Below are 20,739 nucleotides of genomic sequence, written 5' to 3' on the forward strand. Positions count from 1 at the left end.
TCTGCCGTCCAAACGCAAAGAGGACAAGTCGTGAGGCAACGCCCCCTTCCGGACCACGCCCGCAGCAACGGGCCACAACTGGCCAGCCTGTCGGCCAGCACGTCGGCTGGCGCTTCCACCGCTGAATTCGGCGACAGCCCGCGACAACTGCAACAAGGTCGGCAACTGGCGCAACTGCGGGCGCCGGCTGCGTCCGGCCCGGCCGCCGGTGTTGTGCAGCGCAAGGGCCGCGTGGCGCTCGACAAGATCGAGTCGCCTGAAAAGCGCAAGGCGCTGGAAGAAGAGATCGCCAAGGCGCGCGAGGCGCGCATCGCCGCCAAGCAGCAAGCGCGCCTGACCTGGCTGGGGCATCCCGATGGCGCCAAGGACGACGAGTACAACGCCGCGATGGAAAAGGCCCGCGGCGACTACGGCAAGACCTTGTGGAGCATCAAGACGCGCGAGGGCTTGACGGCCGAGCAGTTTCCCACCGGGCGCGACTACTACGGTACCGAGAGCGGTGGCGTGTTCAAGCGCCCCGACAACGGCAAGGAGTATGTCGAGGGCGCCAACGGCACCTTCATGCCGCGGCACGTGCGGCGCGAGCTGAACAAGTTCGACCTGCCGAAGATCGAGGGCGGATTGGGGCTGACGCCCACCGGCCACGATGTTCATGGAAAGAAGGTGCGCGACGGGCGCAGCTATGGCGACAACACCAAGAAGGGCCAACCCCTCAATGTCGCGGACCGCGAGTTCCTGCAGCAGAGCCTGGGCGGCGGCGCCAACCAATTCGCCTTCAGCCACACGGCCACCCACTACCCCATCCTCAGCAACGACCACATGAACTTCGGGGTACCTGGCAAGAACGACACGCTGGCGGACCCCCACGGCCGCATCGTGAGCGACATGTCGAAGGTCCCCAAGGACGATCGACGCGCGCAGTGGAAGCTGGCGCCCGAGGAGGAGGGTGGCCACAAGATCCGCCGAACCGCCGACAGCTTCCCTGACGCGTGGATGGGCAAACGCAGTGACAAGGTGATCATGAGCGGCTACCGCAACATGGAAGTCGTGACGAGCACGGTGCCGCAGGCTTCGGTGGCGGAAACCCAGATGGGATGGGAGGCCTCCGACACCTCCGGAAAGGGCCTTTCACCGGCCGGCGAATGGTTCAGGGACTTCCGCCGAAAGACCGAGAAAAAGAAAGAGGCCGAAATGGTCCCGGAGGTGAAAAAGGAAGAGAAGCCGGTCGCCGACGACCTCGGCTCATGACAACCCACCTGCGGCCCCATCCACCACGCGCTCACGGTCATGAAGGCCTTGCCACTGCAGCGACAACGCGCCGTTGACCCCGTGGCGTCACCCGCGCCTGCCGCAGCGGGCCAGCTTGCAGCGCCCGAGGGCAGCCCCCGCCAACGCGGGCAGCGTGAACGCATCGCGCAGCTGATGGCCGGATCGGCCAGCGAGCCACCCGTCGAGCAACCGCATGGCGCGCCCTTGCAACTGAACCGCACCGCCGAGAAGCGGCGCGAGCGCCAGAAGGCCAACCAGTCTCGCCGCGCCGAACGGCGCGAGCGCATTCAGGCCGAGCGCGAATCGGCCACCGCGGCGCGAACCCCACGCAAGCGCCGGCCGCGCAAGCTCGAGGCGCAGTTGCCGGAAATCTCTCGCTCGAAGCGCGAGCTCTACGACCGCCTCGCCGAGAAGGACGAGACCAGCTGGGGCGTTCGCGGCAGGGGCTTGGTGCTCGCCAAGGAAGGCACCCAAGGCCCGTTCGACGAAGACTTCGGCGAAGACGGGACGCTGATGTGGCGCTCGGACACCCGTGCGCCAAGATCAGTGTTGAAGACCGGCTTCACCACCAAGGCCGAGCGCGACCTGGGCCCGGCCGACACCACCGAAGACGGCAAGCCGACCGGCAACGAGATCGTCTACCGCACTGGCCCCGAAGACATCGTGCCGGCGACTGGTGTCTGCGTGGCGCGCGATGTCCGCGGTGCCTGCTTCTTTCCCTTTGAAGGCGCAGAGCATGACAGCGAAGCACAAGAAGAAGCCGCCTACCTGTACGGCGTGCGTGTGCGCCAAGCCACCAACACCTACAAGGCACAGCAGGTGGCCGAACGCCACGCGACCGGCCGGCAGAGCTGGAAAGACCCGTCGCGCTTTGCCTACGATCCCAACGACGAGCACCCCGACGACGCTTCGGCTGTCTGGCCCTTCGCCGAGTACGTCACCCACCGCATCGACCCCGAAGACATCGTGGCGGCCTACCGGTTCAAGCGTGACCGGCTGGTCGCGCCGGACAAGCCTCACGTCGAGCCCAAGGCCGGCATCGGCTTCAGCATCGCGCCGCGCAACCTCATCAAGCCGGATGGCGACGAGGGCCGGGTCGACCCGCTGCGCGAAACCGCCGATCTCACCGCCGCGGCCTACGGCGAGCGCTACCCCCGCCACCCCGACCACTACATCAGCTACCAGGGCACGGTACGCAAGACGAGCAAGGGCCGCCCGGCCACCGACGCGCAGGCCAGCACCAGCGCCCGCCAGATCGACGCCCTGCCCTCGGCGCGGCCGCGGCCCGATCTGAAGAAAGCCGCGCGGCGCCGCAAGCTCGCGGAGAAGAAGGAACACAAGCAACGCGGCCAGCCGAAGAAGTCACGCCCCGGTGCCAAGTCGTCCGGCCGTTGAGCGAGGAGGCGCCATGAAGCACACCAGGGTCAGGTCCGAACGCAACGACACGAACACCGCGCAACCTGCCACCACTCAAGCCGACGCTGAACACACTGCGGCTGATTGCAGTCCCCGTCAGCTGGCCCAACACGTGCAGGTGACGCAGCTCAGACAGGCGCAGGAGGCCGTCGGGCAGCGTGGCCCGATCGAGACCCCGCCCTGGCAATCGACCGTCGAGCTTTCCACGGCGCCACGGATGGCGGCCCAACGGCAGCAGATCGCCAAGGCCTTCGGCGGCTCTGCATGGAGCAACGCGCCTGCCCAACTTGAGTCCGATTCGGAGGAAGACTCGGAGGATTCGCAAAGCGATATCGGCAAAAAAAAGATCGTCGCGGGCAAAGACAGCAAGTCGCTCGGCCGAGGCAGGGGCGCTCGCGGCGGCAGAGGCGCTCGCGGCGGCAGGGGGCGAGGTGGAGCAAGTGGGGGACGTGGCAGCGCTCGCGGCAGGGGTCGCGGTCGGGGATCGGCGGTGCAAGAAGGCGATTGGCACTCCGTCGACTACCACCAAGGCAAGATCGCCGTGCGCGCGGACAAGACCAGCAGTGGGACGTGGCTGCGCATCGGCGAGCGCAACGAGAAGAGCAAGGACCTTGCGAAGAAGAGCGAGAAGTTCGAAGAAGGATCGGCCTTCTACGCGGGGTTCCATGCGAATTCGGATTATTCCGACAAGGACGACGACGACTACCAGGAGGGGCTGACCGCGCGAGGCGTCGGCATCCTGGCCCATGCGCCGGACCAGCCACAGACGTCCCAGGCGAACTACGTGATAGCCAGCAACGTCAACACGAAGGAGGACTTTGCCGACGCATTCGGCGGCGGTCAATACGGCGGCGTCGGCGCATTCACCGGCCAAAACTTCTCCGGCAGTGGCACCGTCACGAAGAGTCAGCAGCAGTACCAGGACAACTTCAACACAACGAACAACCTGCATCGCAACGGCCAGATCCGCTTGCATGACACCTCCAGCAACCCTTCGAAGTTCATCAAGATCGAGCAAATTCTCAGGTTCGGAGGCCCCGACCTGTATTCCGTCGAGAGCGAAGGCGAGACGCTGAAGCATCAACAGGGCCGCGATCGCTTGTTCGATTCCTATGTGCGGTCGAGGCGAAAGATCGAGAGCGTGGGCAAAGGCTATTTCAGCGACGAGGACGATGACTCGGAAGTCGAGAAGGCACGGCTTTTGCGCCTTCCAGCGAAGACAAATCGCCGCGAACTGGAACGCCTCAAGAAGGAGAAGCGGCGGCTCACTCGAAAGATCCGGCACATCGAGGCAGTGTTGGGCGACGACGGCAAAGGCAAAGAGCGCGACAGTGCAGACGACAGTTCAGGAGAAGGCGAATCCGAGCCCAACAGCGAACGCAGCAGCGACAGTGACAGCGGCGACAAGCGGGATGCCTCTCCAAAGCGAAAGTCCAAGGGCCTGCTGACAGTCCGCTTCCATCCCCTCGAAGACGAACAGAAGCAGCGGTTCGAAGACAGCGAAGGTCCGGCCATCTCCCGAGTGACGGATGTCTATGAAAAGTCCAAGACGCGGTCGAAGACCCCAGCCAGGAAGGAGGTGTCCGACGACGGCTCGGCTTCCTCGACGAACCGAAGCAAGCGAAAGCGCTCGGCCTCCTCGCCATCGAACGACCCAGCGAAGAAGCAGAAGACATCCGCTAGAGGCCGAGGAGGTGGCGGCCGCGGCGCGGACCGGGGCACCCGGGGCGGCCGCGGACGCGGAAGTCGCCCTCGTGGCAAGTAACCCCCTGGAGGCAGGCCCTCAGTGCCTGCGCCCGAACTAGGAGCGCGACCATGACCCAACGTGAGTTCGTTCATCCAGGCTCTGCGGCCAGGCGCAATGAACTGGAGCCGGCCTCTGACCGAACAGCCCAACGACAGCAATCGTCCAGAACGACAGCAGACAATAGCCCGCGACAGACCGCGCAGCGCAAGCAAATGGCGCAACTGAACGGGGCTTCCGAGCAGGCCCCCCCGCGCACTGCACTGCCCGAATCGCTGCGCGCCGGCATGCACGCCCTGTCCGGCGTCGACCTCTCGCAAGTCCAAGTGCACTACAACTCGTCGAAGCCCGCCCAATTGCAGGCGCTGGCCTATGCCCAGGGCAACGACATCCACCTCGGGCCAGGCCAGGAGCGGCACCTGCCTCACGAGGCGTGGCACCTCGTCCAGCAACGCCAGGGCCGCGTCAGGGCCAACAGCGAAGCCGGCGGCGTGGCGATCAACGACAACCCGGAACTGGAGCGCGAGGCCGACCACATGGGCACCCGCGCCACCCAGAAGAAGTGGCCGGCGCAACTCAAAGGCGATCACGCCAAGGTCTGCACCTGCGCGGGATGCACCGGGGGCGCCAGCCTTCAACTCAAGCGTGCCCCTCCTTCGCCGCAGGGCCCGGTGCACCAGTTGGCCAAGTGCGACCATGGCCACGAAGACTGCCACAACCCCAACCACTTCGGCGGCGGCCGCGCGCCCACCGGCCGCTACAAGAACACCACCGGCCACCACGACCCGACGATCGACAAGAGCCGCAAGAAGGCGGTGAAGAAGGGCTACACCGGCAAGCGCGGCAAGAAGCCGAAAACGCCGTGAGCAGGGCCGTTGCACGCGACACGATCAGGAGAGTCTCGATGAAAATGCACGACACCCGCGCCGACGCCCGCGCAGACACGGCGCAGCACCAGCCAGCGTCCGCGCAGGCAGACCACGGCGAGCGCACGCACCCGCCCGCAGGCCTGAGCGATGGCCTGGCGCAATCCGCGATCGACCAGTCCCCTCGGATCGTTGCGCAACGCCGGGCGATCGAGGCCACCCTGGGCAGTGGGCACACTGGCCAGGCACCGGCGACCAGCCAGGGCGACCGCGGGCCTGTGGCGCAGCTGAACGGCAAGAGGCGAAGGGCCAAGCGGAAGAACAAAGAGAAGCAGCAAGAAGCACGGCGCGAGGCCGCTGCCGACAGGTTGGACCGTGGCAGCCCGCGGATCCACGGCCACCTGGATCCGGAGGTGGCCGCCAACCTCGACGCACTCGACCGCATGCAGCCGCGAAAGACCGCGGCCCGCAGGAACATCGACTCGCGAGCGACCAGGCTCAGGGAGGCGAACCGTCCCTCCGTCGTCGAGGTGGGCGCCGGCGAAGGGCGCTTCTCGAGCGCCTTCTCCAAGAAGTTCGGTGAAAACTACGCCGCCACCGACATCGCGGCTGAAAAGGGCGAGCACGGCTTTCTTGGTGTCGCGCGAAAGGCCAACCTGCGGACCAAGTTCGGCGTCGATGCCAACGAGCTGGGCCAGCACTACCCCCAAGGTTCGCTGGCCCGTGTGATCGGTGCCAATCCGTTCGGCGTGAAAGGCGTGGGGGGCGCGAGCTACGGGCTGAAGGTCCAGAACCCCGGCGGCACGGGCAAGAAGAAGTACCTGCCCGACGATCGGTTCCTGAAAACCGCCAAGCCTTTGCTGAAGCCGAGCGGCTCGGTCGAGCTCTATGGCCGCAGCAACGTGATCCGCGACGCGAAACTGGCCAAGCACCCGACGAAGGGGCTCAAGGGCGAGGCGGCCAGGCAAGCCGAACAGACACGCGCGGCGATCAGCCACAAGTACCCCGGCGAGAACGCCAACCCCTATCTCGCGATCGAACCCGACGAGTTGCACGCCCTGGCCAAGAAGACCGGGTACAAGGCCACGGTCAAACGCGCGAAGCAGCCACCCAACATCGGCAAGGGTGGCAACCCCGACACCAAGTCCGGCGACAAGGAGCGCGCCGACGAGGGCCTGAAGCCCTTCACCACCCGGTTCACGTTCACCCCTGAAGAAGAGGGCTATGAGTCGGGAGAGGACGATCCGCGGGTGACCTACCTGTCGGACGATGAATCCGATTGGGAAGAGTGACGCGGCACGTCTGCAGGCAAGGCGTCAATCGCTGGTATGGCTAGGGGGGGCCATCTGTTTCAAGGGCGGCTGAAGGCCGTCTTGATCGACCGCGATGTTTGCCTGATAGCCTCCAACGAGGACGGACTCTCGATGACGGCGCTGGCGCGCGAGTTGGAGCTGTCCGTGTCTCGGGTCAGCCGATGGTTTGTGCGAGCCGAAGCGCGGACCTGGCCGTGCCGCCGGCCGGCGCGCGAAGCGTCTGCTCGTTTACCATCGATCGATAAAGCAAGCGTAGGGTCTTGCCTTTGCTCTCCCTCGCATGCGTCGGTGAGAAAGGTGTGCCAGGACTCGTCGTCCACCTCGTTCGCGCGATTCAGGATTGACCCAGCCCCCACCGAGACGTCCTGAAGATACATGGCCACGTTGATCGTCGTGGCCGTTCAGCCCGTCTGCATGTACGAACGCAATCGTTCCAGCCGGCTGCATACGCGCTGCTCCATCCCCTGTCGCACGGCGGTCGCCTCGACCAGCCGGAACAGCATTCGCGCTATCCAGCCTGGGCGCCCTCCGCGTTTGATGCGCCATTGCAACCAGCCGAGCCAATGCAGGGCGACGCCGAGCACGGCAGCCTCGATGAGACCGTTGACGGACTGCAACGTACTGAGCGTGGACACCAGCGCGAACAGGGCCAAGACCGGCGCCCAGTACGCATCCACCACGCCAGCCACAGCGGGCGGCAAATGCAAGTAGAGCCACGGGGTGCCACTCTTGGCCCACTCCAACGCCCGCGGATGCACCGGCAACGCAGCACCGATCTGGCGCGGATACTCTCCCGGATCGGAGACCAACGTATGACCCTTGTGCACGTTGCTCATGGCCTGCAAGAGTTCGTAGAGCACGGCCGGGTGAATGTCTTCGCGCACGACCACATTGACCGTGGCACCGATCAACGCGGTGTCATGGGACGGAAGCGGCAGCTTCAGGTCGAGCGCGCCGCGCGCCAGCGTGGCCGGTTTGAGATAGTCAATGTTGCGCGAGATGCCGACGCTGTCGCTCATCGAGTACAGCACCAAGCTCGGATTGGCCGCGAGCCGTCGTACCAACTCATGGTCGGGTGCCAACATGACGAAGCCAGCGTCATGCTCCCCGCGTTCCAGCGCCGCGACCGCTTCGCTCAGTTTCATGAAAGAGAACGTCGCGTTTCGCGGGGTTACGTCGTAGCGAGCCAGCACGTCCTGGGTCGCCTGTGCCGTGGCACTTCCTTCGAGCGGCATCACCAGCCTTCGGCCAACCAGGCCCGCCAGCGTGGCCGGCTCGGCCGGACCGCGGCGCAGGAACAGGAACAAGGGCTGCAACTCGATGACTCCGGCTGAAGCAACGGCCGGATACCGCGTCGCATCCACGCGCTGTGAGGTGAAGCCGATATGCACGCCGCTCGTGGCATCGGCAACCTTGTCGATGATCTTCAGGCTGTCGTCCTGGTTTCCTACCTGGGCGCGCAGACCTCGCGAGGCCAGGTGTTCTGCATAGCGACGTGCATACGCATCGAACGAGCCTCCCAGCGACCCGGCTTGGATGACCACTTGCTCCGCCGGCCAGACCTGCCCCAACTTGCCCGCCGCCCACCACAAGGTGGTCAGCAAGAACAGCACCAACACGCTCAGACGCGACATCGAATGCTCCTCGACTGATCAGGGTGCATCGCTGAATCAGACCCAGGGTGGAGGCACCGCCAGACGTCAGACGCCTGGCGCCAGGGAACCTGCAGTCTAGGCCTTGCGATTCCGCGGCGTCATCGTCCCTTTTGCACGCATGCCCATGTGTTGCCCTGACCTGACGCCTCTTCTTCGCTCGCCGCCGCCGTCCCTGCTCCGACCGGCATTCTCCGTGACCTCCCAAGAACAGATACGCCTGCCAACTCAAGGCTGGTATCTCAAGCGTGAGGCGTCTGCTCGCTTACCATCGATCGATGCGGCCTCCAGGCCGATTGAAATGGGGCCCGAGTGCAGACACTGGACGAGATGTTAGGCCGCAGCCTGTTGACTCCCGCCCAGCATGCCGAGATCAGCGCCTGGATTGCGCAGGCGAAGACACCCGAGGCGATCATGCAGATGCCCGAGGCGCTTTGGCGCAGCCTGGCTTTGGCCAGTGCGTTGATGAACATCGACGCGGATCTCACCCAGCCCCCGCTGCTTTCTGCCGGTTGATCGCAGCACGATGCTCCGTTCAGGCGCTCCCGTCATCTGAGGGGTCGCCCAACTTGAAGCGCGCATCCACATCCATGCGGATGACATGTGCATGCCTGCCAAGCATCGTCGGAGACCGGCCTGACGCTGTTCGTCAAAAGGTCAATGGCTAACCCGTTATGTCATCTACTCCGACGCTTCACTTCTTCTGCGGCAAAGCCGGGGCCGGCAAGACGACCGTCGCGTCACGCCTTGCGCAAGACCTCGGCGCGATGCTGATTTCCGAAGACATCTGGCTCATGCGCCTGTTCGGCGACGAGATGAAGGTCTTCGATGACTACGTCCGGTTCTCGAAGCGGCTGAAGACAGTGGTCGGCCCGCTTGCCGTAGGCCTGTTGAACACCGGCCAATCCGTGGTGTTGGACTTCCAGGCCAATACCAGGGCAGGTCGCAGTTGGTTTCGCTCGGTGTTCGAGCAGGCTGGGGCTGCGCACGTGCTGCACTACGTGAACACCTCCGACGAGATGTGCCTGGCGCAGATCGCGAAGCGCAATGTCGAGCGGCCGGAAGGCTCCCATCACTTGACGGAAGACGACTTCACCTACGTCTCTTCCTTTTTCCAGGCACCTGAAGAGGCTGAAGGGTTCAACATCGAGATCCTCACGCAGTCATCTCGGTTAAGCCCAGCGGCAGGGTCAGTCTCTGAATTGTCTGGCCACGAAGGCCCACACCATGCGTGACGCATCTGGCCCTCGCTTGTCACTGAAAGGCTTGTTGGCCGCACCACCGCTCCACGCGTGAGCCAATCCGCCCACCGCCACCAGCGTCGCCACCGTGTCGCCCTTGCGCTTGAAGTCTGTCACCGACATGGGGTAGCGCTTGCCGCGCTGAATGCTGCGGGCTTGGCCGGGCCGGGCGCCTGCCGCATCGGCCCAGACCTGCGCCGCCACGTGGCCGTTATGCGGCGAGACGATGATGTCGGCATCTCCGTGGATCACCAACAGCGGTGGCCAGTTGGCTTCCATCGTGACCGGCGTGGCAGCCAGCGGCAAGGTGCGCCGACGGCCCTGCATGGCACCAAGCGCCGACAACGAGGAATGCGCCGTCCCCGGGGGGATGCCCGAATGCATCACCACTGCTTTGAAGCGCTCCGGGTGTCTTGTCACAAGCAAAGCCGCCATGCTCGCCCCTGCCGACAAGCCGGCGACGGCCACTCGCACTCTGTCCACCGGTTGCAGCAGGCACACCTGGTCGATGGCCTTCATGATCAGCGCCGCTTCCCCATAGGCGCGTCCGGTGCCGGTATCGAACCAGTTCCAGCAGCCGCGGGCGTTGGCCAGACGGTCCTGTTCCGGGTAGAGCACCATGAACCGCTCGCGCATCGCGATGCGGTTCATGCGCGTGCTGGCCGCAAAGGCGTTCGCATCCTGATCGCAGCCGTGCAGCATGACCATCAGCGGCAGACGCTCATCGATTCTCACGTCAGGTGGGCGATACAGCCTGAATCGTCTGACACCAGTTGAACCGATGGCGACCCCAGGTATCCACGCACCGGCCCCAGGTGGAGGGGTGCGTCGAGCCACGGCGGGCTTGAGCGCCCGCGTCAGGGCGCGCGTCCCCGACTGGGTTGCTGTGCGAGTCATGGCCACGAAGCTGCGCTCGAACGCCTTGGCCCAGACAGAGGAAGTTCGCAATCGTTTCTTCATCTGGGTGATTCTGGGGCCGCACGGTGAAGTCAGGTGGGTTGCGCTCTATTGCAAGAATCGCTCCGTAGGGTTATGTGAACTGCCATACTGGGTCGACATGTCTTGCACTGCATAGACATCGATCGCCCGGCAGCGACTGGGGTGTCCTTCAGCCCTGCGTGAGCAGCACTGTGTAGGCCGTCGCCAAGATGCGACAGCCGCGACACGGATGGACATCAGCCGCTGTTCGCCCTACTCGCGTTTCCCCAAAGGATTCACCATGCAAGACAACGTCATGCAAACTCAAGCCCAGCCTTTCGTGAAACTGGTGCAGGCCAATATGGATCTGCTCACCCAATTCACGACGTCGCCCGAGGTCACATCGCAATCCACCGCGAATGCGGCCCAGTTTCTCCAGCAAGCCAGCGAGTCTGCGATGAAGCTCACGCAGTCTGGTGCCTTCACTCACCTGATGCAGGGGATGCTGAAGAACTACACCGAGTTCCTGATCGAAGTCAGCCAGAGCTGGATGGTGACGATGCGGCAGGGTCACGACATGTTCGCTCAACAGGCGCAAGAAGTGGCCGAGGGCGTCGTCGACGTGGCGGAAGTTCGTGGAAGGCGCGCGCGCCAAGCTGCTTGATCGACTGATCAACCGCCAGCGCACGCTCTCACGCCGTCAACGGAGGGCGGAAATGACCAGCCCGTGTACGGCGTCGCACAGACACCTCTTTGGCGATGAGTATTAGTGTGATGCGCTGGACCACCCACCGCAGTCGCCCCCATGGGCACGTCTTATCCACACAGCCTATAGGGAACGAGTTGACACAGCATCCAGAAGTAGCTCCGCCCCGCGGTGCGTGCCGGTCGGCATTCGAGTTGCTGTGCAGCAAGAGCTGAGACTGGACCGATTGAAGGCGCTCGACCACTACGATCAGGTCCGGTCGCCTGCCATAACGCACAAGCACGTACTGACCGTCACGGTGGGGCCAGCGCCTTATCGTTTCAACAGGATTGCGGGGAAGCCATTCGGCGAGCTGAAGACGCCTTGTTGCAGGCCAAGCAAGCCGGTGGCAACCGATTTCTCTTGAGCTCAGCGGTCTGATCGCAAGCAAAGCGCAGGGTCACAAAGCGCAGGGTCCGACCGCGGATGCGCATGGCACTGAGCTGTGGGGCGACGCGCTGCGCCAGCAGATCTACCTGGGCGACGCTGATTTCGTCGACCGCATGCAGGCATTGGCCGAAGCGCCGCGCAAAGCGGCGCGCGATACGCCCAAGGCGCAGCGCAGCGCGTACGCCCGCTCGCGCACTGGCTGAAAACATCCGACACGCGAGAAGAAGCGCGTACCGCGCCTACACCGAGGGCGGGATCTCGATGACGGCGTTGGCACGCGAGTTGGAGCTGTCCGTGTCTCGGGTCAGTCGGTTGATTGCGCGAGCCGAAGCGCAGTCCCGGCCGTGATACCGGCCTGCGCGCGAGGCGTCGGCTCGTTTACCATCGATCGATGCGGCCTCCAGGCCGATTGAAATGAGGCCCGAGTGCAGACACTGGACGAGATGTTGAGCCGCAGCCTGTTGACCCCCGCCCAGCATGCCGAGATCAGCGCCTGGATTGCGCAGGCGAAGACACCCGAGGCGATCATGCAGATGCCCGAAGCGCTTTGGCGCAGCCTGGCCCTGGCCAGTGCGTTGATGAACATCGACGCGGACCTCACCCAGCCTCCGCTGCTTTCTGCCGGTTGATCTGGCGGGCCTTCCATATCACGGGTTGCACCCAAATGGCAAAGATTGATTCGGAGCTCGGCAGGTTCATCAGCCATTGGCAGGTGCGCATTCCTGTGGGCGCTGACGTCGCTAGCGATGACGACTTCCGAAAGTACGTCTCCGGGGTGGCGATTGGCAACGGCGTTTATTCGCTTTTTCCGAAGACCGAGCATGAAAAATGGCGCCGGCTGATCGGCGAGTTGTTTCCCCGCTTCGGCAACAAAGTGGAGCCTGTTGGGCACGACTGGCTTGGACGGCTGTTTGTGCTGGATCAAACAGGCGGCGAGGACGACGGTTGCACCTTGTTGTTGGACCCCTGCACCGGTGATCGATTTGTCATCCCCGCCGGATTTCGAGAGTTTCACGGCTGCGTCCTGGTTGACCAAATCGAGGAGGCGCTGGACGCCGCCGCGTTTGCCGCATGGTCCAAGGAGAACGGGCCATTGACGGCGAATCAATGCGTTGGGTTCAAGACACCGTTGGTCCTCGGCGGAAAAGCCAACCCATCGAACTACGAGGTGGCCGATGTTGAGATCTACTGGGCTTTGCTCAGCCAGATCACGCTACAGGTGCGAGGGCCTTGGTACTGACTCTGTAGGACCATGCGGAAGTCCTGGCCTCCTGTTTCGGCGACACGTCGCAGCAGCGGCCCTCGTGCTAGAACAGCTCGTTCAGCAGATAGAAGGCGTTGTCCTTGAGCTTGTGGGCCCAGCCGCGGCGCTGCCACGCCTGCAGCTGGATCTCCTGTGCGCGCTGCGCGTATTTCTCGAAGATGCCGTCCAGCCGCGCAGCCAGCGCCTGGTCAGCGATCGACAGGCTGATCTCGTCGTTGGTCTCGAAGCTGCGGTCATCGAAGTTGCTCGATCCGACGGCACTCCACACCCCGTCGACGGTCATGATCTTCTGGTGCAGCAGGGTGTGTGGATACTCGAAGAGCCGCACACCGCACTTCAGCAGCTTTTCGAAATTGCGGTGTCCCGCGTGCTGCACCATGGGGTTGTCCGAGCCGCTGGTGGCCGGCATCAGCACCCGCACGTCGACGCCGCGCCGCACGGCATCGCCAAAAGCATCGATCGCATCGGGCTCCGGAATGAAATAGGGGTTCTGGATCCAGATGCGCTTGCGCGCCACGCAGATGGCGGTGTGGTGCAGGATCTTCACGGTGGGCGCAGAGTTTTCGGGCTTGGCGAACACCGCGTGGATGAGTATGTCGCCTGCGGCCTCGAGCGGCGGAAACACCTTGTCGCCCAGAAACAGCTCGCCGGTTTCGCCAGCCCAGTTTTCACTGAACGCCCCTTGCAGGCTGTGCACGATGGGCCCGCGAAGCTGAAGGCTGACGTCGGCGAAGTGCTCGTGATCTTCGGCATCCCCCAACCAGCTGTCGACGATGCAGTGGCCACCGACGAAGGCCTCACGGCCGTCGATGACAGCGATCTTGCGGTGGTCTCGATCGTTGAGCACGCCGAGATTGCGCAACGCCCGCTTATGAAAGAACTTCACGTGGCAGCCGGCCTCGCGCATCTGCCGCGTGACTTCATCGCCCACCCCCTTCGACCCCTGGGCGTCAAGCAGCACGCGCACTTGTACCTGGGCCCGTGCACGTTCGATCAACGCCTGGGCCAGGCGCCGCCCCAGTTGGCCGTCCTTCCAGAGGAAGGTCTCGAAGTGCACCGAGTGCCGGGCAGCGCCGATCCTCGCCAGCAGCACCTCGTAGAACGCTCCGTTCTCATGCACCTCCACCTGGTTGCCTGCCACCGCCGTCCCCAGCGTCAGCCCAGACAGGCTGGGCATCAGTTCGTCGATGGACGATTTGCAGTCGACGCGCAAGGCCGGGTCGTGGTGACGACGGATGGACCAGATCACGACGATCTGCACCACGACCAACACGAGCAGCAAGCCGCCCCATACCCAACTGATCATCCCTGGAACCTCCGCAGCGGTGCACCGTGGCGATGGCCCAGCATAGCGTCTCACTCGTTCGTACGGCGGGCCGCTGGGTGTCGAGCGCTTGGACGCTGCCCTGTTGCAGCGCTGGCATCATGGCCGCCTTCAACCCCTCGCCAGATGCCGCCACCGTGAGCCGCCCCAGGAACCGCTATTACGACCCGACCAAACCGCACCACCGACCGGATGGGTTCCAGAACAATCACAGCGACTTCCGGCCCAAGAGCCTCGCCGAAGTGTTGCGTTGGCGCTTGAATGCGTCGAAGCAAGGCCTGCCGCCACCACCTCGCGAGCCGATTCCGCGCACGCCGCCGGACCTCGGCTTCCTGCACGCCAATGCGAAGGCTGGAGCCGGCATGCAGCCGGCCGTCACGTGGGTCGGCCATGCCACCGTCCTCGCGCAGTTGGGTGGGCTCAACGTCCTGACCGATCCGATCTTTTCCGACCGGGCGTCCCCCGTGCAGTTCGCTGGGCCGAGGCGGCACCATCCGCCCGGCATTGCGCTGAAGGAGTTGCCGCGCATCGACGTGGTGGTGGCCTCCCACAACCACTATGACCATCTGGACGAAGCCTCCATCCAGCATTTGAACGCGCAGGATGGTGCGCCGCCTCTGTTCGTGGTCCCGCTGGGCCTCGAGGATTGGCTGCGCAGCAAGGGCGTCTCGCAGGCACTGGAGCTCGACTGGTGGGATTCGCACACCATCGACGCCCCAGCGGGCGCGGTGGAGGTCATGCTGCTGCCTTCGCGACATTGGTCATCGCGCAGCCTCAACGACCGCATGCAAACCCTGTGGGGCGGCTTCGCCGTGATGGCCCCGGACTGCCACCTCTTCTACGCCGGCGACACCGGCTACTCGCGCGACTTCACCGACATCCGCGAGCGCTTGAAGCCCCGGCAAGCCGGCCACGGCTTCGACATCGCGCTCTTGCCGATCGGGTCCTACGAGCCGCGCTGGTTCATGGCAGACCAGCACGTCAACGTGCACGAGGCGGTGAAGATCCACCAGGATCTCGGTGCCAGACGATCACTCGGCGTGCACTGGGGTACCTTCGAGCTGACCGACGAGGCGCTTGACGAACCGCCGCGCCAGTTGATCTTGGAACGCAGTGCGGCGGGCCTTGCTGAAAACGACTTCTTCGTGCTCGCGGTTGGCGAGACACGCCGCATTCCTCGTCGTCCGCCAGCCGCGCCGCGCTGAGCGTTCGCCGAACCGGCCGGCCTTGCTCACGCGCGACACGCGCGCGAGCGGGCTATGACGTCGGCACCACTGCATCCAGCCCGTCGGCCTCGGTATCGGCGTGGCTGAGCTCCGGATGGCCGCGGTTGAGATCGCCGGGTGACTCCGGGCCGGTCTGGCCGGTCTCGCCCAGGCGGTGGTCCTCATCGTCGTGCTCGAGGCCACCCTGAAGACCAGGGGGAAAGTCCTGCATTCTGGGTCCACCCATGACAGTCTCCCGACATTGCGTGAGGCAACTCTAGCCGGGCCGGGTGGGCCTAACGCGCTCAGGGGCTTGCATGGTGCAGCTCACGTCGCAACCAGCTAACCCGGTACTTTGCCGGCACAGGCACGACCGCAGCCGCAACGGCCTGGTTGACCGTCCCGGCAACCGCCCAAGCGATGTTGCCCGCGGCGCACGATCGCCGCCTCTCACGACCTTCATGCATCTTTCCCGGACCATCCAAGGCTTGGTAGCGCTGTCAACCGACCCTAGAATCACCGCATGGCAGATTCAGAAGGCACCCGGCGGACGCGACGCGGCAGTGGGGGCGTGACGCTGCACGACGTTGCCAAGCTGGCCGGCGTGGCGCCTATCACCGCGTCGCGGGCGCTGAACTCGCCCGCACAGGTCTCGGCCGAAGTGCGGCAGAAGGTCGGCGAGGCGGTCGCCCGCACCGGCTATGTACCGAATCTGCTCGCCGGCGGGCTGGCCTCACGGCGCAGCCGCCTGGTGGCGGCCGTGGTGCCGACGATCTCGGGCCCGGTCTTCCTGGAGACTGTCCAGGCCCTGACCGAATCACTGGCCGAACGTGGCTACCAGCTGATGCTGGGCCAGGCGGGCTACACCGGCTCACGCGAAGACGCCCTGCTCGAAGCCATCATCGGCCGCCGGCCCGACGGGATCGTGCTGACGGGGATCCTGCACTCGATCGAGGGCCGCAAGCGGCTGCTGGCCGCCGGCATCCCGGTGGTCGAGACCTGGGACCTGACGCCCACGCCGATCGACATGTTGGTCGGCTTCTCGCACGTCGAGGTCGGTCGCAGCGTCGCTGAATACCTGCACCGCAAGGGCCGGCGCCAGCTGGGCGCCGTCTGTGGTGATGACGAGCGCGCCAAGCGCCGCTCGTGGGCGTTTCAGGCGACAGCCGCCACGCTCGGGCTGCCCGAAGTGCCGATCGTCGCCGTGCCCGCCCCCACCACGCTGAGACTGGGCCGCGAGGGCCTGGCCACCTTGTTGGAAACCCAGCCCGCGGTCGATGCGGTGTTCTGCAGCTCAGATTTGCTGGCGCTCGGCGTGATGACCGAAGCCCGGGCGCGTGGCATCCGGGTGCCCGAGCAGCTGGCAGTCGTCGGCTTCGGCGACCTGGATTTCGCGGCCGACCTGGACCCCGCGCTGACGACCGTGCACATCAAGGCCGGCGCCATCGGCCGCCAGGCTGCGCAGTTCATCATCGATCGCGCCGAGGGCCGGGCGGTGCCGCAACGCGTGGTCGACATCGGCTACTCGATCATCGAGCGGACCAGCGCCTAGCGCGGGTAAACCCTCTTCATGTTTCGCTTGTCGAGTGAGATTGGTAGCGCTACCATTTGACGGCACGCCGGTAGCGCTACCGTCCATCGTTCGCACACGAGTTCAGTTTCCCGGAGACCGCGCATGAAGCAGCTGTTGACCGCCCTCACCTTCGGCTTGGCCGCCGTCTCGGGTCTACACGCCGAGGCCTGGCCTGCCGCCAAGCCTGTGACCTTGCTGGTCCCGTTCCCACCGGGTGGATCGACCGATTTGATCGCCCGAGCGCTCAGCCCCAAGCTGCAGGAAAAGCTGGGCGGCAGCTTCGTCGTGCAGAACCAGGCCGGCGCCGGCGGCACGGTCGGTGCGGCCGCTGCCAAGCGCGCCGCGCCAGACGGCTACACGATCTTCGTCTCGTCGCTCGGGCCCTTCGTGATCGGCCCGCACCTGATGAAAAGCCTGGCCTATGACCCGCTGAAGGATTTCGACTACCTCACCGTCGCCGTGCAAGCGCCCAACGTGCTGGCGGTGCCGGCTGCCTCGCCGCACAAGTCGGTGGCCGATGTGCTGGCCTATGAAAAGGCCAACCCCGGCAAGATGAGCTTCGCGTCATCCGGCAACGGCTCGAGCGACCACCTGACGGCCGAGCTGTTCTGGCAGACCACCGGCACCACCGGCCTGCACGTGCCCTACAAGGGCGGGGCGCCGGCGATGTCCGACTTGCTGGGCAGCCAGGTGGAGGCGAGCTTCATCAACATCAACACGGCCTGGCCCAACCTGAAGGCCGGCAAGCTGCGCGCGCTGGCCATCACCAGCGACAAGCGTTCGCCGCTGCTGCCCGAGGTGCCCACGCTGGCCGAGCTCGGTATCAAAGGCGTCACCGTCTATTCGTGGCAGGCCTTTGCAGCACCGAAGGGCCTGCCGGCCGACATCAAGGCCAAGCTGCACGAAGCCTTGGTGGCCGGGCTCAGTGATCCGCAGGTCAAGCCCAAGCTGCTCGAGCTCGGCTTCGAGATCGTCGCCAACACGCCTGAACAGTTCACCGCCTTCCAGGCGGCCGAGTTCGCACGCTGGAAGCAGGTGATCGAGCAGGGCAAGATCACTGCAGACTGAAGGTATCCGTCGACACGTGAATCGCCCTGTGCTGCGCCCCACGGCGACTGTCGCGCAGGGCGTCGGCGGCGGACCCTTGGACAAAAAGCACCCATGCCCCAGACTCCCGTTGTCACTGCGCTGCGCGTGATCCCCGTCGCCGGGCGCGACAGCATGTTGCTGAACCTCAGCGGCGCCCACAGCCCTTTCTTCACCCGTAACCTGGCTGTGCTCACCGACAGCGCCGGCCGCACCGGCGCGGGCGAGGTGCCGGGTGGCGAAAAGATCCGCCAGACCTTGCAGGACGCGGCCGCGCTCGTGGTCGGTCAGCCGATCGGCGCCCATCACCGCGTGCTGCGTTCGGTGCAGCAGGCGTTTGCCGATCGCGACAGTGGCGGCCGAGGCCTGCAGACCTTCGACCTGCGCACGACCATTCACGCCGTCACCGCCATCGAATCGGCGCTGCTTGACCTGCTGGGCCAGCACCTGGAGGTGCCGGTCGCCGCGTTGCTCGGCGAGGGCCAGCAGCGCGACGCCGTCGAGATGCTCGGCTACCTCTTCTTCGTCGGCGACCGCCGCCGGACCAACCTGCCCTACGCCAGCGACCCGGACGCCGACACCGCGTGGTTCCGACTGCGGCACGAGCAGGCGCTGACGCCGCAGGCCGTGGTGCGCCTGGCCGAGGCGGCACGCGAGCGCTACGGTTTCAACGACTTCAAGCTCAAGGGCGGCGTGCTGCGCGGCGAAGACGAGGTCGAGGCCATCACCGCGCTGCGCGAACGCTTTCCCACGGCCCGGGTCACGCTCGACCCGAACGGTGGCTGGCTGCTGAAGGACGCGATCCGGCTGATGCGCGACATGCGCGGCGTGGTGGCCTATGCCGAAGACCCCTGCGGTGCTGAAGACGGCTACTCGGGTCGCGAGGTGATGGCCGAGTTCCGCCGCGCCACCGGCCTGCCCACGGCCACCAACATGATCGCGACCGACTGGCGCCAGCTCAGTCACGCGCTGGCGTTGCAGAGCGTGGACATCCCGCTCGCCGACCCGCATTTCTGGACCATGGCCGGCGCTGTCCGCGTGGCGCAGACCTGCCGCGACTGGGGCCTGACCTGGGGCTCGCATTCGAACAACCACTTCGACGTGTCCTTGGCGATGTTCACCCACGTCGGCGCCGCGGCGCCAGGCAAGGTCACCGCGATCGACACCCACTGGATCTGGCAGGACGGCCAACGCCTGACGAAGGAGCCGCTGCAGATCGTCGATGGCCACGTGCAGGTGCCGATGAAGCCCGGCCTCGGCGTCGAGCTCGACATGACCGAGGTCGAGAAGGCCCACCAGCTGTACCGACAACACGGCCTGGGGGCACGCGACGACAGCGCAGCGATGCAGCACCTGATGCCGGGCTGGACCTTCGATCCGAAGCGCCCGGCGCTCGTCCGCTGAGGCCTTGCCAGCCCGCCGCAGAATCCAGACCATGAGCACCTCCCACGATCGAAGCGGCCTGCTGCGCCGGATGTTCGACGCGGCGATCGCAGCGGCACAGCCGGCGCTGTGCCTGCCGCGCCATCTGCCGCCTCCGCCCAAGGGCCGCACCATCGTCATCGGCGCCGGCAAGGCGTCGGCCGCTATGGCCAAGGCGCTGGAGCAACATTGGCCCGGCCCGCTCGAAGGCCTGGTCGTCACCCGCTACGGCTACGAGGTGCCCTGCGAACGGATCGAGATCGTGCAGGCCGCGCACCCGGTGCCCGACGCGGCCGGGCTGCGGGCTGCCGTGCGCATCGGCGCGCTGGTGAGAGGGCTGACGTCTGACGACCTCGTCATCGCATTGATCTCGGGCGGGGGGTCGTCGCTGCTGGTGGCACCAGGCCCGGGCCTGACGCTGGCAGACAAGCAGGCCATCAACACCGCCTTGCTGAGCAGCGGCGCCACGATCAGCGAGATGAACTGCGTGCGCCGCCACCTCTCGGCGCTGAAGGGCGGGCGCCTGGCGGCCGCATGCCATCCCGCGCGGGTGGTCACGCTGCTGATCTCCGACGTGCCGGGGGACCGGCCCGAAGACATTGCTTCCGGGCCCACGGTGGCCGACCCCAGCACCTGCGCCCAGGCACGCGCCATCCTCGAGCGCTACCGCATCGCGGTGCCCGCGGCGGTGGAAAACCTGCTCGACAGCCCCGAAGGCGAGACGCTCAAACCGGGCGACCTGCGCCTGGCGAAGACCGAGACGCACACCATTGCGGCGCCGCAGATGGCATTGGAGGCCGCGGCCCAGGTGGCGCGCGAGGCCGGGCTGACGCCGTACATCCTCGGCGACAGCCTGGAGGGCGAAGCGCGCGACGTGGGCAAGACGCTGGCCGGCATCGCCCGCCAGGTCGCCACCCGCGGTCAACCCTTCGAGCCGCCGTGCGTGCTGTTGTCCGGCGGTGAGACCACCGTCACGGTCCGCGGCGCCGGCCGCGGCGGCCGCAATGTCGAGTGCCTGCTGTCGATGGCCATTGCACTCGACGGGTTGCCCGGCGTGCATGCGCTGGCCGGTGACACCGACGGCGTCGACGGCGCCGAAGAGATCGCCGGCGCGGTCATCTCACCCGATACGCTGGCCCGCGCCTGGGCCCGTGGCCTCCCGCCGCGCCCACGGCTGGACGCCAACGATGGACACGGCTTCTTCCGGGCGCTGGGTGACTCGGTGGTGACCGGCCCCACGCTGACCAACGTCAACGACTTTCGCGCCATCATCGTCGACGCACGCACCGGCTCGAACCAATAGTGTCCTGT

19 protein-coding genes are annotated in these 20,739 nt (G+C 65.8%); 15 read left to right on the top strand and 4 right to left on the bottom strand.

Features of this window, described 5'->3' with window-relative positions; all coding sequences use genetic code 11:
* The first annotated feature begins 30 nt into the window (after positions 1–30).
* From VFY73_RS05175 to VFY73_RS05195, 5 genes are all read left to right on the top strand, one after another.
* Positions 31–1,248, top strand: a complete 1,218-nt coding sequence (locus tag VFY73_RS05175; RefSeq protein WP_329716851.1) for a hypothetical protein — start codon at positions 31–33, stop codon at positions 1,246–1,248.
* A 39-nt stretch (positions 1,249–1,287) separates the two neighbouring features.
* A complete protein-coding gene (locus VFY73_RS05180) occupies positions 1,288–2,664 on the top strand; it encodes a hypothetical protein (RefSeq protein ID WP_329716852.1) in 1,377 nt (458 codons plus the stop codon).
* A gap of 13 nt (positions 2,665–2,677) precedes the next feature.
* Positions 2,678–4,450: a hypothetical protein gene (locus VFY73_RS05185; RefSeq protein WP_329716853.1), complete on the top strand. Its 1,773-nt coding sequence runs from the start codon at positions 2,678–2,680 to the stop codon at positions 4,448–4,450.
* Between the two features lie 194 nt (positions 4,451–4,644).
* The gene (locus tag VFY73_RS05190; protein ID WP_329716854.1) at positions 4,645–5,295 is read left to right on the top strand and encodes a DUF4157 domain-containing protein; all 651 of its coding nucleotides are present in this window, start codon (positions 4,645–4,647) and stop codon (positions 5,293–5,295) included.
* Between the two features lie 38 nt (positions 5,296–5,333).
* The gene (locus VFY73_RS05195) at positions 5,334–6,587 is read left to right on the top strand and encodes a hypothetical protein (protein ID WP_329716855.1); all 1,254 of its coding nucleotides are present in this window, start codon (positions 5,334–5,336) and stop codon (positions 6,585–6,587) included.
* Positions 6,588–7,009: 422 nt separating this feature from the next.
* Here VFY73_RS05195 and VFY73_RS05200 read toward each other — a convergent pair whose 3' ends face one another.
* Positions 7,010–8,242 (bottom strand): TAXI family TRAP transporter solute-binding subunit, encoded by a 1,233-nt coding sequence (locus tag VFY73_RS05200; protein ID WP_329716856.1) that lies wholly within the window; start codon positions 8,240–8,242, stop codon positions 7,010–7,012.
* Between the two features lie 330 nt (positions 8,243–8,572).
* Here VFY73_RS05200 and VFY73_RS05205 point away from each other — a divergent pair, with 330 nt between their 5' ends.
* Complete coding sequence (locus VFY73_RS05205) at positions 8,573–8,776, top strand: hypothetical protein (RefSeq protein ID WP_329716857.1); 204 nt, start codon at positions 8,573–8,575, stop codon at positions 8,774–8,776.
* 158 nt (positions 8,777–8,934) lie between these two features.
* Positions 8,935–9,495, top strand: coding sequence for an ATP-binding protein (locus VFY73_RS05210; protein ID WP_329716858.1), 561 nt, complete (start codon positions 8,935–8,937; stop codon positions 9,493–9,495).
* Here VFY73_RS05210 and VFY73_RS05215 read toward each other — a convergent pair.
* Positions 9,451–10,461 (bottom strand): PHB depolymerase family esterase, encoded by a 1,011-nt coding sequence (locus VFY73_RS05215; protein ID WP_329716859.1) that lies wholly within the window; start codon positions 10,459–10,461, stop codon positions 9,451–9,453. The two genes, VFY73_RS05210 and VFY73_RS05215, sit on opposite strands and share 45 nt — an antisense overlap.
* A 259-nt stretch (positions 10,462–10,720) precedes the next feature.
* Here VFY73_RS05215 and VFY73_RS05220 point away from each other — a divergent pair, with 259 nt between their 5' ends.
* The 3 genes from VFY73_RS05220 (at position 10,721) to VFY73_RS05230 (ending at position 12,794) form a co-directional block, all read left to right on the top strand.
* Positions 10,721–11,083: a hypothetical protein gene (locus VFY73_RS05220; protein WP_329716860.1), complete on the top strand. Its 363-nt coding sequence runs from the start codon at positions 10,721–10,723 to the stop codon at positions 11,081–11,083.
* Positions 11,084–11,979: 896 nt separating this feature from the next.
* The gene (locus VFY73_RS05225) at positions 11,980–12,183 is read left to right on the top strand and encodes a hypothetical protein (RefSeq protein WP_329716861.1); all 204 of its coding nucleotides are present in this window, start codon (positions 11,980–11,982) and stop codon (positions 12,181–12,183) included.
* 35 nt (positions 12,184–12,218) lie between these two features.
* Positions 12,219–12,794 carry a T6SS immunity protein Tdi1 domain-containing protein gene (locus tag VFY73_RS05230; protein WP_329716862.1) on the top strand — a complete coding sequence of 192 codons (576 nt, stop codon included), beginning with the start codon at positions 12,219–12,221 and terminating at the stop codon, positions 12,792–12,794.
* Positions 12,795–12,861: 67 nt separating this feature from the next.
* Here VFY73_RS05230 and VFY73_RS05235 read toward each other — a convergent pair whose 3' ends face one another.
* Positions 12,862–14,124, bottom strand: coding sequence for a phospholipase D-like domain-containing protein (locus VFY73_RS05235; RefSeq protein ID WP_329716863.1), 1,263 nt, complete (start codon positions 14,122–14,124; stop codon positions 12,862–12,864).
* A gap of 119 nt (positions 14,125–14,243) precedes the next feature.
* Here VFY73_RS05235 and VFY73_RS05240 point away from each other — a divergent pair, with 119 nt between their 5' ends.
* On the top strand, positions 14,244–15,347 hold the full coding sequence (locus VFY73_RS05240; protein WP_329716864.1) for an MBL fold metallo-hydrolase: 1,104 nt from the start codon (positions 14,244–14,246) through the stop codon (positions 15,345–15,347).
* A gap of 52 nt (positions 15,348–15,399) precedes the next feature.
* On the opposite strand, the gene VFY73_RS05245 is transcribed toward VFY73_RS05240, so the two are convergent.
* Positions 15,400–15,594 (bottom strand): hypothetical protein, encoded by a 195-nt coding sequence (locus VFY73_RS05245; RefSeq protein ID WP_329716865.1) that lies wholly within the window; start codon positions 15,592–15,594, stop codon positions 15,400–15,402.
* A gap of 276 nt (positions 15,595–15,870) precedes the next feature.
* On the opposite strand from VFY73_RS05245, the gene VFY73_RS05250 reads away from it, so the two are divergent.
* From VFY73_RS05250 to VFY73_RS05265, 4 genes are all read left to right on the top strand, one after another.
* On the top strand, positions 15,871–16,899 hold the full coding sequence (locus VFY73_RS05250) for a LacI family DNA-binding transcriptional regulator (RefSeq protein WP_329716866.1): 1,029 nt from the start codon (positions 15,871–15,873) through the stop codon (positions 16,897–16,899).
* 123 nt (positions 16,900–17,022) lie between these two features.
* A complete protein-coding gene (locus VFY73_RS05255) occupies positions 17,023–17,988 on the top strand; it encodes a tripartite tricarboxylate transporter substrate binding protein (RefSeq protein ID WP_329716867.1) in 966 nt (321 codons plus the stop codon).
* A gap of 93 nt (positions 17,989–18,081) precedes the next feature.
* Positions 18,082–19,410: a glucarate dehydratase gene (gene gudD / locus VFY73_RS05260; protein ID WP_329716868.1), complete on the top strand. Its 1,329-nt coding sequence runs from the start codon at positions 18,082–18,084 to the stop codon at positions 19,408–19,410.
* Positions 19,411–19,441: 31 nt separating this feature from the next.
* On the top strand, positions 19,442–20,731 hold the full coding sequence (locus VFY73_RS05265; RefSeq protein ID WP_329716869.1) for a glycerate kinase: 1,290 nt from the start codon (positions 19,442–19,444) through the stop codon (positions 20,729–20,731).
* The last annotated feature ends 8 nt before the right edge of the window (positions 20,732–20,739 follow it).

It is taken from the genome of Ideonella sp. (assembly GCF_036277275.1).
Classification (GTDB): domain Bacteria; phylum Pseudomonadota; class Gammaproteobacteria; order Burkholderiales; family Burkholderiaceae_C; genus Ideonella.